This window comes from Pseudomonas putida S13.1.2 (assembly GCF_000498395.2).
Classification (GTDB): Bacteria; Pseudomonadota; Gammaproteobacteria; order Pseudomonadales; family Pseudomonadaceae; genus Aquipseudomonas; species Aquipseudomonas putida_Q.
Genome location: NZ_CP010979.1, coordinates 5,701,516 through 5,718,784, shown reverse-complemented (window position 1 = coordinate 5,718,784; position 17,269 = coordinate 5,701,516). Strand labels below are relative to the sequence as shown.

Sequence of the window (17,269 nt, the reverse complement as noted above, 5' to 3'; positions counted from 1 at the left end):
CCTGTCGTTTACCAAAGGTGCCCGCCATGCCCTGGCTGCAAGTACGCCTGGCCATCAGCCCGGAACAAGCCGAAACCTACGAAGATGCCCTGCTCGAAGTAGGCGCCGTCTCGGTCACGTTCATGGACGCCGAAGATCAGCCGATCTTCGAGCCAGACCTCAACACCACCCCGCTGTGGTCGCACACCCATCTGCTGGCGCTGTTCGAGGCCGATGCCGAGCCCGATCAGGTGTTTGCCCACCTGCGCCTGCTGACCGGCGCCGAACTGCCCCAGCACCAGGCCGAGGTGATCGAGGACCAGGACTGGGAGCGCAGCTGGATGGACAACTTCCAGCCCATGCGTTTTGGCCGCCGCCTGTGGATCGTGCCCAGCTGGCACGACGCCCCGGAAAAGGACGCGGTCAACCTGCTGCTGGACCCGGGCCTTGCTTTCGGCACTGGCACCCACCCCACCACTGCCCTGTGCCTGGAATGGCTCGACGGCCAGCAGCTCGAAGGCACCCAGGTGCTGGACTTCGGCTGCGGCTCGGGCATCCTGGCCATCGCCTCGCTGCTGCTGGGCGCCCGTGAAGCGGTCGGTACCGACATCGACGTGCAGGCCATCGAGGCTTCGCGCGACAATGCCCAACGCAACGGCATCGCCGATGAAAAGCTGGCGCTGTACCTGCCCGAGCACATGCCGGCCATGCAGGCAGACGTGCTGGTCGCCAACATCCTCGCCGGCCCGCTGGTGTCGCTGGCGCCGCAGTTGTCCGGCTTGGTCCGCCATGGTGGCCTGCTGGCACTGTCCGGCATTCTGGCTGAACAGGGTGAGGACGTGGCTGCGGCGTACGCTGCCGACTTCGAGCTGGACCCGGTCGTCGTTCGCGATGGCTGGGTGCGCATCAGTGGTCGTCGCCGCTAAGCGGGCCTAGAATATCCCTCTGCACAGCTCCCGGATTGCCGCATGACCGACAGTTTCGTCACACAGTGCCCGCATTGCCAGACCAGCTTTCGCGTCACCCACCACCAGTTGAGCGTGGCCCGCGGCGTGGTGCGCTGCGGCCATTGCCTTCAGGTGTTCAATGCCGCCAAGCAACTGCTGGAGCAGAACCGTGCCAGCGCACCTGAGGTGCCGGTGCCTGTGCCTGTGCCAGCTGCGCCTGCCGAGCCTGTAGCAGAGCCGGCGATGACGCCCGAGCCGGTCACCCACGAGCGCAGCATCACCCCTGACGAGGATTGGGCGCTGACCGCCCAGGCGCTGGACGCACTTGACCTTGACCAGGAACTGGCACGCCTGGAGCGACGCGGCCAACCGGCCCCGACACGCCCCGCCAACCTGGATGACGGGCTGCAGGCGCGGCGAGACGAACTGCACCCGGACGAACATGCGGACGACCTGTTCGGCAACGCCACCGATGAGCCCTTCGAGCCCCAAACGCCGGCAGAGCCCAGCCCTGTGCTGCTGGAGCCGCAGCCCCTGGAGCTGGAGCTGGACCCTGCACCCGGCGAGCGCACCGAGCCGACCCTGGGCCGTAACCTTGACCTGGACATCGATGACGAGCCGCCCGTACACCGCGCAGCCGAAGCCGATGACCAGCCCGCATTCAGCGAACCGCTGCACGCCAGCGATGACGAAAACCCGGAAAAAGGCCTGAGCGCCCGCGACGATGAACCGCTGGCGCTGCACCTGTCGGCGCGCGACGACGACCCCCTCGAGCCGCTGCCGGGTGAACGCCTGGAGCCAGGCCTTGCCAGCAAGCCCGGGCGCCCGGTGCGCAAGGAGCCGCTGGTCGACGTGGTGGACGACCCGCTGCAACTGGGCTGGGAAAAACCTGCGCCCAACTGGGGCAAGCGCCTGCTATGGGGCTTCCTGACCCTGCTGGCCGCTGGCCTGCTGGCGTTCCAGTATGTGTGGTTCCACTTCGACGAGATGGCCCGCCAGGACCAGTACCGGCCGATCTTCCAGCAAATTTGCCCGATGGTCGGGTGCCAGGTGCCGACCCGCGTCGATATCGCAAGAATCAAGAGCAGCAACCTGGTGGTGCGCAGCCACCCGGACTTCAAAGGCGCCCTGATCGTCGATGCGATCATCTACAACCGTGCACCGTTCGCGCAACCGTTCCCGCTGCTGGAACTGCGTTTTGCCGACCTCAATGGCCAGCTGATCGCCAGCCGGCGCTTCAAGCCCAGCGAGTACCTGTCCGGCGAGTTGGCCGGGCGTGGCGACATGCCAAGCCAGACGCCGATCCATATCGCCCTGGACATCCTCGACCCGGGGCCGAAGGCCGTGAACTACAGCCTCAGCTTCCGCTCGCCGGAATAGTCAGCACAACCCTGTGGGAGCGGGCATGCCCGCGAACACGGGCAAAAAGCCCGTGCCATGCACCGCGGCGTCTGCTTCGCGGGCGCGCCCGCTCCCACAGGGGGCCGCGCGACACCCGGGTCCTGGCTCATACCAAAAGTCATAAGCCGACAACTGTTCAGATTTTATCCAAATCCATCTTTATCCGGTCACCGAGAGCGGGTATCATGCCCACCCTTTTTCGAACTCCAAGATCCGGCCCCACAACAGGGATCACCTATGTCGGCGGTACGCATCGGCCCATACACACTACGTAACAACCTGATCCTCGCCCCCATGGCCGGGGTCACGGACCAACCTTTCCGTACACTTTGCAAGCGCCTGGGTGCGGGCATGGTGGTCTCGGAAATGGTCTCCAGCGACATGAGCCTGTGGAACAGCCGCAAGTCGAGCCTGCGCCGCATCCATGAAGGTGATCCCGAGCCACGCTCGGTGCAGATCGCCGGTGGTGATGCGCAGATGATGGCTGCGGCAGCAAAGGCCAATGTCGAAGCGGGTGCCCAGATCATCGACATCAACATGGGCTGCCCGGCTAAAAAAGTCTGCAACAAAGCTGCAGGCTCTGCTTTATTGAGAGATGAAGCCTTGGTCAGCGAGATCCTCCACGCCGTGGTCGGCGCTGTGGACGTCCCGGTGACCCTGAAGATCCGCACCGGTTGGGACCGGGCAAACAAGAACGGCCTGAACGTGGCGAAGATCGCCGAACAGGCCGGCATCCAGGCGCTGGCGGTACATGGCCGTACACGCGCCGATCTGTACACCGGCGAAGCCGAATACGACACCATCGCGGGCATCAAGCAAGCGGTGTCGATCCCGGTCTTTGCCAATGGCGATATCACTTCGCCAGAAAAGGCCCGGGCGGTGCTGGATGCCACCGGGGTCGACGGCTTGTTGATCGGCCGGGCCGCCCAAGGGCGGCCATGGATCTTTCGCGAGATCGAGCATTACCTGCGCACTGGCGAACACCTGCCAGCGCCGCAACTGGACGAAGTGGAACGTATCCTGCTGGAGCACCTGGCCGCGTTACATGCCTTTTATGGCGATGTGATGGGCGTACGTATCGCCCGCAAGCACGTTGGCTGGTACCTGGCAACACGACCCGGCGGCAAGGAGTTTCGCTCCCGGTTCAACGCTTTGGAAGACACACAAGCGCAGTGCGCCAACGTTCGCGCGTTTTTCAGTGAACGTCGACAGAGCCTTGAGACAGAGGACGGACAAGGGGTGGCCGCATGACGATGATGACCGAGAATTTTGTGAGTGGAACAACGCCCGTGAGCGACAACGCCAACCTGAAACAGCACCTCAACACGCCGAGCGAAGAGGGCCAGACCCTTCGCGACAGCGTCGAGAAGGCGCTGCACAACTACTTCGCCCACCTGGAAGGCGCGACCGTCACGGACGTGTACAACCTGGTGCTCTCCGAAGTGGAGGCGCCCCTGCTCGAAAGCGTGATGAACTACGTGAAGGGCAACCAGACCAAGGCCAGCGAGATGCTCGGGCTGAACCGAGGCACCCTGCGCAAGAAGCTCAAGCAGTACGACTTGCTGTAAGCCAGAATCCCAACCAGAAAAGGCGGCTCCCTGAACAGAGGCGCCTTTTTTGCAGACTCCACCGCGTTATTGGAACCCGAAATGACCGACCAGACTACCCGCCTGCCAGTCCGCCGCGCCCTGATCAGCGTCTCCGACAAGACCGGTATCCTCGAATTCGCCCGTGAGCTGCAGCAGCTCGGTGTCGAGATCCTGTCCACCGGCGGCACCTACAAGCTGCTCAAGGACAACGGCGTGAACGCGGTGGAAGTGGCCGACTACACCGGCTTCGCCGAAATGATGGATGGCCGGGTCAAGACCCTGCACCCGAAAATCCACGGTGGCATCCTCGGCCGTCGCGGCACCGACGACGCCATCATGAGCGAGCACGGTATCAAGCCGATCGACCTGGTTGCGGTCAACCTGTACCCGTTCGAAGCCACCATTTCCAAGCCTGGCTGTGACCTGCCGACCGCCATCGAGAACATCGACATCGGCGGCCCGACCATGGTCCGTTCGGCAGCCAAGAACCACAAAGATGTTGCTATCGTGGTCAACGCCAGTGACTACGCCGGCATCGTCGAAGGCCTCAAGGCCGGCGGCCTGACCTACGCCCAGCGCTTCGACCTGATGCTCAAGGCGTTCGAGCACACTGCAGCCTACGACGGCATGATCGCCAACTACATGGGCACCATCGACCAGGCCAAGGACACCCTTTCGACTTCCGCACGCAGCGAATTCCCGCGCACCTTCAACAGCCAGTTCGTCAAGGCCCAGGAAATGCGCTACGGCGAGAACCCGCACCAGAGCGCGGCGTTCTACGTAGAAGCCAAAAAAGGCGAAGCCAGCATTTCCACCGCCATCCAGCTGCAGGGCAAGGAGCTGTCGTTCAACAACGTGGCCGACACCGACGCCGCGCTGGAGTGCGTGAAGAGCTTCGTCAAGCCGGCCTGTGTCATCGTCAAGCACGCCAACCCGTGCGGCGTGGCTGTTGTGCCTGAAGACGAAGGCGGCATCCGCAAGGCCTACGACCTGGCCTACGCCACCGACACCGAGTCGGCCTTCGGCGGCATCATTGCCTTCAACCGCGAACTGGACGGCGAAACTGCCAAGGCCATCGTCGAGCGCCAGTTCGTCGAAGTGATCATCGCGCCAAAAATTTCCCAGGCTGCCCGCGACGTGGTGGCTGCCAAGCAGAACGTACGCTTGCTGGAATGCGGCGAGTGGCCAGCCGACCGCGCTGCCGGCTGGGACTTCAAGCGGGTCAACGGTGGCCTGCTGGTACAAAGCCGCGATATCGGCATGATCACCGCCGATGACCTGAAGATCGTCACCAAACGCGCCCCGACCGAACAAGAAATCCACGACCTGGTGTTTGCCTGGAAAGTGGCCAAGTTCGTCAAGTCCAACGCCATTGTCTACGCCAAGCAGCGCCAGACCATTGGCGTCGGCGCTGGCCAGATGAGCCGCGTCAACTCCGCGCGTATTGCCGCAATCAAGGCCGAGCATGCTGGCCTGCAGGTGCAGGGCGCAGTCATGGCATCGGATGCGTTCTTCCCGTTCCGTGATGGCATCGACAATGCGGCTAAAGTGGGTATCAGCGCCGTGATCCAGCCGGGTGGCTCGATGCGTGATGCCGAGGTGATTGCCGCCGCTGACGAAGCCGGCATCGCGATGGTATTCACCGGCATGCGCCACTTCCGCCACTGATTTACGGCAATCGGCCGCACTGAAGCAGGCATCTGCTGCGTTGGGGCCGGTTCCGCTGATGCTCATTGCCAGAAGGCAACTCCGCTCATCGGAACCGGCCCCGCCTTGCATCTACCTGCTTCATTGCGACCTCGTACAGCGTGAGGCTTCGCTTTGCGCCCGAAAGAATTCGAGGTTTTGACATGAAAGTTTTGATCATCGGCAGCGGCGGCCGCGAGCACGCCCTGGCCTGGAAAGTTGCCCAGGACCCACGCGTCGAGAAAGTCTTCGTTGCCCCAGGCAACGCCGGCACCGCCATTGAAGCCAAGTGCGAGAACGTCGCCATCGACGTCTGCGCCCTGGAACAACTGGCCGACTTCGCCGAGAAAAACGTCGACCTGACCATCGTCGGCCCGGAAGCACCGCTGGTCATCGGTGTGGTCGACCTGTTCCGCAGCCGTGGCCTGGACTGCTTCGGCCCAACCAAGGGTGCGGCCCAGCTGGAAGGCTCCAAGGCCTTCACCAAGGACTTCCTGGCGCGTCACAAGATCCCGACCGCCGACTACCAGAACTTCACCGAAATCGAGCCGGCCCTGGCCTACCTGCAAGAAAAAGGTGCGCCGATCGTGATCAAGGCCGACGGCCTGGCTGCGGGCAAAGGCGTGATCGTCGCCATGACCCTCGAAGAAGCCGAAGCCGCCGTGCGTGACATGCTGGCCGGCAACGCCTTCGGTGAAGCGGGTTCGCGTGTGGTGATCGAAGAGTTCCTGGACGGCGAAGAAGCCAGCTTCATCGTCATGGTCGACGGCCACAACGTGCTGCCCATGGCCACCAGCCAGGACCACAAGCGCGTCGGCGACCAGGACACTGGCCCGAACACCGGCGGCATGGGTGCCTACTCCCCTGCCCCCGTCGTTACCGCCGACGTGCACCAGCGCGTGATGGACCAGGTGATCTGGCCAACCGTGCGCGGCATGGCCGAGGAAGGCAACGTCTACACCGGCTTCCTCTATGCTGGCCTGATGATCGACAAGGCGGGCAACCCCAAGGTCATCGAGTTCAACTGCCGCTTCGGCGACCCAGAGACCCAGCCGGTCATGCTGCGCCTGGAGTCGAGCCTGGTGCTGTTGATCGAAGCCGCCTTCGCCAAGGCGCTGGACAAGGTCGAAGCCCAGTGGGACCCGCGCCCGAGCCTGGGCGTGGTGCTGGCAGCTGGCGGTTACCCGGGCGACTATGCCAAGGGCGACGTGATCAGCGGCCTGGACGCAGCGGCCAAGATCGAAGGCAAGGTGTTCCATGCCGGTACTTCGCTCAAGGACGGCCAAGTGGCCACCAACGGCGGGCGCGTGCTGTGCGCCACGGCAATGGGCAGCACGGTTGCCGATGCGCAGCAGCAGGCTTACCGCCTGGCCAAGGAAGTGAGCTGGAACGGCAGTTTCTACCGCACTGACATCGGCTACCGGGCCATTGCCCGCGAGCGCGGTGAGCACCAGCAGTAAGCATTACCGGAATGCCGTGCCGCCCAGGGCTGTCAACCGCCCGGCGCACGGTATCCGGCTCGTCGACAAGGCCCGGCACGGGCCTTGCCTTCGACTTGGCGCGCCGCGCATAGTTAGTACCCGGCACATCGGCTAAGAAGGGATCTCGTAGTGCGTCGGCTTCGGATTGCCTCAGCTCTGATCGTCACCTTGCTGACCCTGCTCTGCATGTTCCCGGCTGCAGCCGAACATGACGCAGGCTGGACCGTTCTGCTCGACGAACAGGCTAACCTGCAACTGAGCGATGTACGCTCCGAGCGCTACCGCAACCAGTTCAGCCCGCTGGTGCTTGCCGAACTGAATGCCGCGCCGCCGGAACAGGCCTTGTGGCTGCACTACCGCCTGGAACCAGGCGACCAGGAGCAACTGCTACGGGTATTCGCCCCCGACCTTTCTGGCCTTGACCTGTACGCCCTCGAAGGCGATCAACTTCTGCGTCAGCTGCACCACGGGCGCCAGGCCGGCAATGCCAGCCCGACCCTGCGTGGCAGCGACCATGTACTGCCCCTGCCCAACAGCCGGCAACCGCTGGACATCTACCTGCGCCTGGTCTCCGAGCACCAGTTGCGCCCAGCCATCAGCCTGGAACCTGCGGCCGTAGCCGCCTCGGACCAGAGCCAGCCACTGCTGTTCGGCATGCTGTTCGGCGGCCTGGTCATGTTGATCCTGCACAACCTGATCCGCTTCCTCTACAGCCGCTCCACCACCACCCTGATACTGGCGCTGTACCACGGCCTGATGCTGCTCAGCGGCCTGATCCTGCTCAACCTCAGCGGCCCCTGGTGGCACGTGTGGCACAACGCGCAAACCCCGGCCGCCTACCTCACGCTGGTACTGGCCGGCCTGGCGGGGCTGTATTTCACCCAGCACTTCTTCACCCCGTGCAACGCACCGCGGATCAACCGCCTGCTGCAGGGCGAAATGCTGGTGGTGGGGCTCAGCGGGCTGGTGCTGTTGTTTGTCGACACCCTGCCGCTCAACCTGATGACCTACGCCCTGATGGCCCTGGGCAGCGTGAGCATGCTGCTGGTCAGCAGCTACCACTGGTACCGGGGCTACGCGCCCGGTCGCTTGTTCAGCCTGGCCATGGTGGTGTTCAACCTGGGGGGGCTGGTGCTGCTGCCGGCACTGCTAGGCCTGACCCGCACCTCGACGCCTTGGCTACTGTGCGTCCTGCTGGGGCTGGCCGTGGCCAGCGGCCTGCTGCTCAACCTGGCAGTCAGCGAGCGCCTGCGCCGCATGAGCGAGGAGCGCTTCAGCGCCAGCCGCGCCCTGGCCGCCAGCGATGCCGAAATAAACGCGAAAGCCGAGTTCCTGGCCAAGATCAGCCACGAAATCCGCACCCCCATGAACGGCGTGCTGGGCATGACTGAATTGCTGTTGGGCACACCGCTGTCAGTCAAACAGCGTGACTACGTGCAGACCATCCACAGCGCTGGCAACGAGCTGCTGACGCTGATCAACGAAATTCTCGACATTTCCAAGCTGGAATCCCGGCAGATCGAACTGGATGACGTGCAGTTCGACCTCAATGCGCTGATCGAGGATTGCCTGAACATCTTCCGCGCCAAGGCCGAGCAGCAGAACATCGAGCTGATCAGCTTTACCCAGCCGCAAGTACCGCGGGTGATCAGTGGCGACCCGACGCGCCTGCGCCAGGCCTTGTCGAGCCTGCTGGAAAACGCCCTGAAAAATACCGACCACGGCGAGATCCTGCTGGTGGTGGCGCTGGACCAACGGGGTGAGGTACCGCGCCTGCGCATCGCCGTGCAGGACAGCGGCGAGCCGTTGGCCGCCGCAGACCGTGAAGCCTTGTTGCAGGCCGAGTTGCACAGCCACCACTTCTTGTCCAGCAACAAGCTGGGCGGCCACCTGGGGCTGGTCATCGCCAAGCAGCTGATCGGCCTGATGCAGGGCGAGTTCGGCATAAAAAGCAGCACCGGCATGGGCAACACCCTGTGGCTGACCCTGCCGCTGGACCCTTCTCGCCTGGAACAGCCACCGACCGACCTCGACAGCCCGCTGCGCGATGCCCGCGTGCTGGTAGTGGACGACAATGACACCTGCCGCAAGGTGCTGGTGCAACAATGCAGCGCCTGGGGCATGAACGTCAGCGCGGTGCCGTCGGGCAAGGAAGCCCTGGCCCTTCTGCGCACCAAGGCACACCTGCGCGACTACTTCGACGCCGTGCTGCTGGACCAGAACATGCCCGGCATGACCGGCATGCAGCTGGCCGCCAAGATCAAGGAAGACCCGAGCCTGAACCACGACATCCTGGTGGTGATGCTCACCGGCATCAGCAATGCGCCGAGCAAGGTCATCGCACGCAACGCCGGGGTGAAACGGATACTTGCCAAGCCGGTGGCCGGCTACACGCTGAAAACCACCCTGGCCGAAGAACTGGCCCAGCGTGGCCGCGATCAGGCAGTGCCGGCCAGCCTGCCCGGTGTCCCGCAGGCGCTGGACCTGCCCGGCGACTTCCGCGTGCTGGTTGCCGAGGACAACAGCATTTCCACCAAGGTGATACGCGGCATGCTTGGCAAGCTAAACCTTGAGCCCGACACCGCGTGCAATGGCGAAGAGGCCCTGCAGGCGATGAAAAACCAGCGCTATGACCTGGTGCTGATGGACTGCGAAATGCCGGTTCTGGACGGTTTCTCGGCCACCCAGCAGCTGCGTGCGTGGGAAACCGCCAACCAGCGCCAGCGCACTCCGGTGGTGGCGCTGACCGCGCACATTCTTACAGAACACAAGGAACGCGCCCGGCTGGCGGGCATGGACGGGCACATGGCCAAGCCGGTCGAGCTGTCGCAGTTGCGCGAACTGATCCAGTACTGGGCCAATCACCGGGAAGCCAAGGCGGACCCGGCGCATACTTCCTGATCTGTAGTGCCTGTACTGGCCTCATCGCCGGCAAGCCAGCTCCCACCTCGATCGCATCGTTCTCAAGCCATGCGCAGTACCTGTGGGAGCTGGCTTGCCGGCGATGAGGCCAGTGAAGACAACCACAATGCTGCTGATACACTTCCCGTCACCTTCCCTGCAAGGGGCTATCCCATGCTCCATGAGTTGTTCAGCGTTTACCTGAAAATGCTCGTGCTCTACAGCCCGTTCTTCGTGCTGTCGTGCTTCATCAGCCTGACACGCGGTCACTCCAGCAAGGAGCGCAAGCAACTGGCCTGGAAGGTCGCCTTCGCAGCCCTGGTGGCCAGCGTGCTGCTGTACCTGTTCGGTCGGGTGATCTTCGGCATTTTCGGCATCACCGCCGACGCCTTCCGCATCGGTGCCGGCAGCGTGCTGTTCATTTCGGCATTGGGCATGGCCCAGGGCAAGCCGGCGGTACAGGCCGATAACGTGCAGCAGGATGTGACCATCGTGCCGCTGACCATTCCGCTGACGGTTGGCCCCGGTACCATCGGTGCACTGTTGGTGATGGGTGTAAGCCAGCCGCACTGGGACGACAAACTGCTGGCCATCGTCAGTATCGCGCTGGCCAGCTTCACCGTCGGCCTGGTGCTTTACCTGTCGCACGGTATCGAGCGGATCCTGGGCGACCAGGGCCTGCAGATCGTCAGCCGTCTGATGGGGCTGTTCGTCTGTGCCCTGGCGGCGCAGATCATCTTTACCGGGATCAAAGGGTACCTGGTGCCTTAAATGGCATAGTCATGAATGCGCGCGAGGGATACCTTGACGGCGCTTTCCTGCACTTTCGGCAATACGCTGTTCTCAAAGGCCAGAATATTGAACCGGACCAGTTCTGCACGCACATTCTTGTGACTGCGCTTGCGGCTGATGAACCCTGCACTGAAAACAGACTGCTTGTCCACTTCGTGGTAAATCACCATGTCCACCCGGTTATTGCCGGCCGGCGCGCAGGCCAACACTTGAAAGTGCTGCCTCTCGAATGCCTTTTTCTCAAGTTCCTTCAGCACCGACTGTTTGGTCAGCAACGTCTGGATGGAAACTTTGACCGACGACGCAAAGCTGTCCCCGGCCGTTTTGGACAGGGTCTGCAATACCTGGTCAGTCTGCTGGGTACGCGTCTTGTCCGGCCAATGGATCTGCTCGGCCGTGACAGCATCCCACCCCATGAACTTGAGCTGGTTACGGTAATAAGCGAACCAGTCTTTAATCAGCCCCTCCTTGTAAGCGGTATCAGTGGCGCGCTCGGCCATCGCCAAGGCCAGCTTCACCTTGTTTTTCTGCGCGGCATCAATGCCCGGCAAGAACGAAACGATCCCAGCGCCGATAACGGCAGACGTGGCTTCACTCATGATGCTGCTCCTGTAGGTTGTGCGTAAGGGTCGAACCGGTAAACGGCCTGTGCATCCTTGGTTTGCATCAAGGCCTGCAATTCATCACGCTGGCGTTGGAAGCGTCCTTCATCCAACGCCAGGGAAACGCCGTTGAACTCGGCCTCGCCCTCAAGTACTTGTTCGCCCAGAAATGTCTCCAGCGAAACTAGCGAGAGTGGCTTGTCGATTTGCAGCGAGATGCTGCACAGGTCCAGGGCCGGCCCCGGCTTGAGTACGCCAAGTTCGATGACCAGCGTGGAGCACTGCGCCTGGTCATGCGCGCAGAACTTCAGCAAGTGCCGGAAGCCTTCGGCAGATTGACCAAGGCCCGTCTTTATCGCCGCCAGCACGGCCTCATGGCGAAGCGAACGCATTTTCAGCCACGCTTCAAGTGGCTGTACATGCGCGTTGCGCACCGGGCGCCCTAACGGTTTCAGGTCATGGGTGCTGGCCAGCTTGATCCAGCCCAGTTGGCGGTAGGCCTCCCGATACGCGGCATACCAGTTTTCATAATGGTCAACGCGTGAACCGGCGTGCTTGTTGGCTACCAACTGTGCGTACAGGATTGAATCGAAAGCGGCCTTGCGTTGTGCCTCGACCGCGCCTGGCGAATACAGCAAGGCTGTTCCGCCAATCAACATCAGTTGCTCAGCTGCTCTATCCATCGTGTTACCTCATCACAAAGAACCGAACAAGGCGGCGTTGCGACTACGCCGCCGGGCAATCAGATGTCGTACTCGAGCACGTTCTCGACACTGCGCACGCCGAGTTTGTTTTCTACGGTTTCGCGGATTTTGTCGTAGACAAAGTTATTGAGGGTGAGCACTGCCGTGCCGGCGTAGTACGCGGTCTTGTCCAGCTTCCACTGGATGCCCAGCACGTCATCGTCCAGTGTTGGAGCAGAGGCCTGGATGCAGCTCACTACCATGACCACATCGTTGTTTTCGGTTTCAATGCAGGCGGCCATGCCAACCATGCCCCTGGCTTTGTTCTTGCGCTTGTGATCGATCACCTTGGCGTCGTTTTCGACAGTGGTCAGTTTGTCGAAGGCCCGCTTTGCCACTTCACCCAGCTTGGTGCCGCCCAGCATCGCATTGCCAACCACACCTATGGTGCGGATGGCCACGGCGCCCACGGTGACGGACAGTTCCGCCGAAGTTTCAAGTTCGAAGGTACGGCGTGGGATGGTAAAGCCAAGGTCACGCATGACATCGATGAATTTGTCGTACCACTCCCGGCTCTGCTTTTCGGCGTTAAACGCTTTGTCGGCGACCAATGTGGCGAAGTGGAAAGCATTCTTCACATCATGACGGCTTTGCGCAGACATGCCCGCGCCGCAGGCAAGCAGGTTGCCTTCTACCAGGATGGCGGCATCGGTGGTGGTGATTTGGGTTGCATCGGACATTGGAAACTCCTTGATGGTTGCCCCTTGAGTCAGGGGCAATCACCTTAGCCAGCGCGCTGCTCACAAAGCGCGCTGAAGGGTTTCCGACGCAACTAGCTGGCGGTGGGGTACCAACGCGGCGTGTAGGCCCACACCCCGCCCGACAGGCGAGGGAATACACAGGTTGTAGAGGAGCCGACCAGAACCATGGTGCGCATATCGACCATTTCCGGCAGCAGCTCGGCCAAGGTGACTACCTTCAGCGTCTGCCCCGGCCTACCGATGTCGCGCCCAAGGACTACAGGCGTGTTCCCCTCGCGGTGGCGACGCACAACCTCCAGCGCCACCCCGAGCTGGTGCGGCCTGGACTTGGAAATCGGGTTGTAGAAGGCCAGCACCAGGTCGGCCTGGGCCGCCAGGTCCAGGCGCTTTTCAATGATCGACCAGGGCTTGAGGTTGTCCGACAGCGACATCACACAGAAGTCATGCCCCAGCGGTGCCCCCGCCTGCGCAGCCGTAGCGAGCGAGGCCGACACCCCAGGCAGGATCTCGAGGTCGACGCGCTGCCAGGCCGGGTCACTGGATTCGTGCAGCGCTTCAAGCACCGCAGCGGCCATGGCGAACACACCAGGGTCGCCCGACGAGACCACCACCACCGAACGGCCTTGTGCCGCCAGCGCGAAGGCATGCCGGGCGCGCTGCATCTCTTCCCGGTTGTCGGTGCAGTGCAGCACCTGGTCGTCACGGAACGGCCCGGCCATGCGCACGTAGGTTTCGTAGCCAAGCACATCCTCGGCCCGCGCCAGCTCGGCCTTGACCGCCGGCACCATCAGTTCGGCGGCCCCCGGGCCCAGGCCGATAACAGCCAGACGACCACGACGGCGGCCAACCTGCGCCACATCGACCGGGGCAGGCGCCACTGCGATGACCACTTCGTCCTGTTCTATCAACTCTGCGCCTGGCAACGCTGCAGCCACCATGCTGGCCACATCGCCTGGCCTGGCAGCGAAGCGCAAGGCGACACCCAAAGCCTGCGCAGCCTCGTGCAAGGCACTGTCGGCCATGGCTTGCTCGTCCGCCAGCACACAGGCAACAGATGGCTCGGCGATACCGGCCTGCTGCAACGCAGCACGAATGCCGTGCAGGTTGCCACCTGCAACACCCACCACCACCGAGCGCGGGTGGATCAGCAGTTCGTCGCGGTTGGCCGGGCGGGCCTGATGCCCCACATGGATGGTGCGCCGGGCTGCTTCGCTGGCAGGCAACTGCACCTGTTGCAACCACGGCGCATCACCTTCGATGCGCACCGCCTCGCCAGCCAGCAAATCAGAGACAAAGCGCTTGCCTTGCTCAATGTCCGCCAATGCATAACCCTGCGGCGGGTTCAGCAGGCAAGTGCCGAAACGCAGCTCGCCACTGGTGGTGATCGCAGCAGCAACGCCCAGTGCCTCTGCGATTTCGCGTGCCATCACGTTCACGCCACCCAGGCCACCGAGCAGCGGCACCACCGCACTGCCATCTTCGGCCACGGCCAGTACCGGCGGCTCGCTGCCCTTCTCGCTGAGCAGGCTGGCCAGGCTGCGGATGACAATGCCCGCAGCGCACAGGGCGATGATCGGCGTGTCCTGCTGGTACAACCCGCGCAGGGTATCGCCGAACGAGCTGTACGATTGGTCTGCACCCTCGACACGCCCCTCCAGGCCATGGATCGTGGCCTGTGGATAACACTGCTGGATACGCTGCGCCGTCGCCAGGCTGCCCGGGCCAAGAATGATGATTGCGGGTGCCTTGTGCATGCTCAGCCCTGCCATTTTTCCCCCGGCACGATGATCAGCGAGAAGTACGGCGACGACTGTGGGTCGACCTGATCCAGCGGCACGATCTTCTGGTTGGCCATGGTGGCCCGCTCCACATACAGCGCGCGCCCGTCCAGGCCCAGTTCGGTCAGTACTTCGCGTACTTTCGGGAAGTTGCGCCCAAGCTTCATGATCACCGCTGCATCGGCGTCGGCCAGGCGGCGCTTGAGTTCCTCGGCGGGCAACACGCCAGACAAGACCGAGAGGCTCTGGTTGCGGTACACCAGCGGCGCACCCAGCACCGAGGCGCCCCCGAGCATCGAGCACACGCCGGGGATCACTTCGGCTTCATAGCGCTGCGCCAGGCGGTCGTGCAGGTACATGTAGGACCCGTAAAAGAACGGGTCACCTTCGCAGATCACCGCCACGTCGCGACCGGCATCCAGGTGCTCGGCCACCTGCACGCTGGCTTCGTCGTAGAAGTCGCTGATCACCTGCTCATAGGACAGCGGCGCCGGCAGGGCTTCGGTGGTGACCGGGTACACCAGCGGCAACAGCGTCTGCTGCGCTTGCAGGTGCGCCTCGATGATGCCGAAGGCATTGCCACGTTTGCCCTTGGCCACGAAGTAACCGACCACTGGCGCTTCGCGCAGCAGGCGCAGAGCCTTGAGAGTGATCAGTTCAGGGTCGCCCGGGCCCACGCCCAGGCCCAGCAGACGTCCACGCGGCGCCATCACTCCACCTCCGTGGCCAGGGCGTTGACCGCAGCGGCGGCCATCGCGCTACCGCCCAGGCGGCCTTGCATGATCACGAACGGCACGCCGCGGCTGTCGGCAGCGAGCATCGCCTTGGACTCGGCAGCCCCGACGAAACCGACCGGGAAGCCGAGGATCAGCGCCGGCTTGGGTGCACCGGCGTCAATCATCTCCAGCAGGTAGAACAGGGCGGTGGGCGCATTGCCGATCACCACCACGCTGCCTTCCAGGTACGGGCGCCACAGCTCAAGGGCTACGGCAGAACGGGTGTTGCCGGCGTCCTTGGCCAGGCCCGGCACGCTTGGGTCGCGCAGGGTGCAGATGACTTTGTTGTTGGCTGGCAGGCGGGCGCGGGTGATGCCTTCGGCGACCATGTGCGCATCGCACAGGATTGGCGCGCCGTTGAGCAGCGCCTCGCGCCCGGCCCGGCCGGCGCCTTCGGAGAACTGCAGGCCATCGATGGCATCGACCATGCCACAGGCGTGGATCACGCGCACGGCGAGCTTTTCGAGGTCTGCGGGGATCCGCTCGAGTCGGGCTTCCTCACGGATGATCCGGAAGGAATTGCGATAGATCTCCTGACCATCGCGGATGTAGTCAATCATCAAGGTGCTCCGTCGGCAGGTCGAGCATGGCGCCTGCTTCATTCAAGGTAAGGTCGGTGCCGCGCAGGGCGCCGAAGCCCGGTTGGTGCGCGTCACGCAGATAAAGGTCATATCGGCCCGGCGAACGGGCCAGCAGGGTGGCCGGGGCAACATGGGCCACGGCGCAGGAACGGGGGCAGCCAGACAGGTGCACGCTGGCGGGCACGCCAGGGCCCAGCAGCGCGGCCAAGGCAACGGCGTCGGCCTTGGTTTCGCCAAGCGCCTTGGCGCAGCCGCTGGCACCCGTGCAGGCGCTGATGCGCGCCAGCGGTTCATGGTCGTGGCACAGCAGGCCCAGGGCCGACAGTTCAGCCTGGGCTTGGTCGATGTGGTCGGCTTGCAGGTTGGTCAGCACCAGGCTTTGCCAGGGGCTCAGGCGCAAGCTGCCATCGCCCCGTTCACGGGCAACCCGCGCGGCGCCGCGCAGCATGGCCGGGGTCAGGCGGCCTTGCGGCGGGGCTACGCCAAGAGCAACGCCATCTGCCTGCGGCAGCGTGCCCAGCCAAGAGGCGCGGTACTGTGTGCGTTGCCAGGCGCGCACGGCGGCATCGCGGCGGATGTCCAGGCCGAGCCCATCGACGAAATCGCTTGCCGGGCACACCTCGAGCAACTGGCGCATGCGTGACTGCGTCGGGGTTGCCAGGTCGAGGAAGCGCTCCAGCACCGCACGCACCAGCGCCAGGCCCTGCGCCAGCGGCACCGCGCCGAGCACCTGCCCGCCCGCCGGGCAGCCCGCCAGGCCAAACGCCAGCCAGGTCTGCTGCTGCAGATGCAGGGCCGATAGCCACAGGTCGTGGGGGTGCTCGAGCATGGCCAGGCGCTCGCCGGCATCCAGCTGCACGGCAAACTTGGCCGACAACTGGTGAAAGCGCGGGGTGCCTTCCAACAGGTCGAGGATCTGCCCTGCCAACGGCCGTGCGTCCAGCAGCATCGCCGGGTCATGCCCGGCCAGCGGGCTGAGCATCAGGTTGCGCACATCGTCACCGGCCGCGTCGCGCGGGCCCAGGCCAGCTGCGAGCAGGGTCTCGACCAGGGCGCGATGCTCGGTGCCAATGCCGCGAATCTGCAAATTGCCACGGTTGGTGGCCTCGATCACACCACCGGCGAAGCGCTCGGCTGCCGTCGCCACCGCTTCGGCCTGGTCGGCCAGCAGCAGGCCGCCCGGCAGCTTGATGCGGCAGATACCGCCATCACGGGCACTGACAATGCGCCACAACCCCGGGCAGGCCGAGGGGCGGGGCGGAACGTTGGGGGCATGGGCCTGCGTCAAAGGGGCGTCCGGCAATCTGTGAAA

The 17,269-nt window shown here is 63.8% G+C and carries 15 protein-coding genes; 8 read left to right on the top strand and 7 right to left on the bottom strand.

Features of this window, described 5'->3' with window-relative positions; genetic code table 11:
• Positions 1-26: 26 nt before the first annotated feature.
• The 8 genes from prmA to N805_RS25210 all read left to right on the top strand — a co-directional run bounded on the left by prmA (position 27) and on the right by N805_RS25210 (position 10,755).
• Positions 27-905 (top strand): 50S ribosomal protein L11 methyltransferase, encoded by an 879-nt coding sequence (gene prmA, locus N805_RS25245; RefSeq protein ID WP_019472780.1) that lies wholly within the window; start codon positions 27-29, stop codon positions 903-905.
• Positions 906-947: 42 nt separating this feature from the next.
• The gene (locus tag N805_RS25240) at positions 948-2,306 is read left to right on the top strand and encodes a DUF3426 domain-containing protein (protein ID WP_019472781.1); all 1,359 of its coding nucleotides are present in this window, start codon (positions 948-950) and stop codon (positions 2,304-2,306) included.
• Between the two features lie 258 nt (positions 2,307-2,564).
• A complete protein-coding gene (gene dusB / locus N805_RS25235) occupies positions 2,565-3,578 on the top strand; it encodes a tRNA dihydrouridine synthase DusB (RefSeq protein ID WP_019472782.1) in 1,014 nt (337 codons plus the stop codon).
• Positions 3,575-3,895: a DNA-binding transcriptional regulator Fis gene (gene fis / locus N805_RS25230; protein ID WP_003249693.1), complete on the top strand. Its 321-nt coding sequence runs from the start codon at positions 3,575-3,577 to the stop codon at positions 3,893-3,895. Before dusB ends, fis begins: the two co-directional genes overlap by 4 nt.
• Positions 3,896-3,976: 81 nt before the next feature.
• Positions 3,977-5,584 carry a bifunctional phosphoribosylaminoimidazolecarboxamide formyltransferase/IMP cyclohydrolase gene (gene purH / locus N805_RS25225; protein WP_019472783.1) on the top strand — a complete coding sequence of 536 codons (1,608 nt, stop codon included), beginning with the start codon at positions 3,977-3,979 and terminating at the stop codon, positions 5,582-5,584.
• 182 nt (positions 5,585-5,766) lie between these two features.
• A complete protein-coding gene (gene purD / locus N805_RS25220; RefSeq protein WP_019472784.1) occupies positions 5,767-7,062 on the top strand; it encodes a phosphoribosylamine--glycine ligase in 1,296 nt (431 codons plus the stop codon).
• Positions 7,063-7,212: 150 nt separating this feature from the next.
• A complete protein-coding gene (locus tag N805_RS25215; RefSeq protein ID WP_028614107.1) occupies positions 7,213-9,984 on the top strand; it encodes a hybrid sensor histidine kinase/response regulator in 2,772 nt (923 codons plus the stop codon).
• A gap of 174 nt (positions 9,985-10,158) precedes the next feature.
• Positions 10,159-10,755, top strand: coding sequence for a MarC family protein (locus N805_RS25210; RefSeq protein ID WP_016489380.1), 597 nt, complete (start codon positions 10,159-10,161; stop codon positions 10,753-10,755).
• Here N805_RS25210 and N805_RS25205 read toward each other — a convergent pair.
• The 7 genes from N805_RS25205 to cobG form a co-directional block, all read right to left on the bottom strand.
• On the bottom strand, positions 10,752-11,375 hold the full coding sequence (locus N805_RS25205) for a hypothetical protein (protein WP_019473776.1): 624 nt from the start codon (positions 11,373-11,375) through the stop codon (positions 10,752-10,754). The genes N805_RS25210 and N805_RS25205 overlap by 4 nt on opposite strands.
• Complete coding sequence (locus N805_RS25200) at positions 11,372-12,061, bottom strand: hypothetical protein (RefSeq protein ID WP_026034692.1); 690 nt, start codon at positions 12,059-12,061, stop codon at positions 11,372-11,374. Before N805_RS25200 ends, N805_RS25205 begins: the two co-directional genes overlap by 4 nt.
• A 59-nt stretch (positions 12,062-12,120) precedes the next feature.
• Positions 12,121-12,801 (bottom strand): hypothetical protein, encoded by a 681-nt coding sequence (locus N805_RS25195; RefSeq protein WP_019473774.1) that lies wholly within the window; start codon positions 12,799-12,801, stop codon positions 12,121-12,123.
• A gap of 92 nt (positions 12,802-12,893) precedes the next feature.
• Positions 12,894-14,591: a precorrin-3B C(17)-methyltransferase gene (gene cobJ / locus N805_RS25190; protein WP_019473773.1), complete on the bottom strand. Its 1,698-nt coding sequence runs from the start codon at positions 14,589-14,591 to the stop codon at positions 12,894-12,896.
• On the bottom strand, positions 14,579-15,310 hold the full coding sequence (locus N805_RS25185) for a precorrin-2 C(20)-methyltransferase (protein ID WP_016501827.1): 732 nt from the start codon (positions 15,308-15,310) through the stop codon (positions 14,579-14,581). The genes cobJ and N805_RS25185 overlap by 13 nt, the downstream gene beginning before the upstream one ends.
• Complete coding sequence (locus tag N805_RS25180; RefSeq protein ID WP_019473772.1) at positions 15,310-15,936, bottom strand: precorrin-8X methylmutase; 627 nt, start codon at positions 15,934-15,936, stop codon at positions 15,310-15,312. The genes N805_RS25185 and N805_RS25180 overlap by 1 nt, the downstream gene beginning before the upstream one ends.
• Positions 15,929-17,260, bottom strand: coding sequence for a precorrin-3B synthase (gene cobG / locus N805_RS25175; RefSeq protein WP_019473771.1), 1,332 nt, complete (start codon positions 17,258-17,260; stop codon positions 15,929-15,931). Before cobG ends, N805_RS25180 begins: the two co-directional genes overlap by 8 nt.
• Between the last annotated feature and the right edge of the window lie 9 nt (positions 17,261-17,269).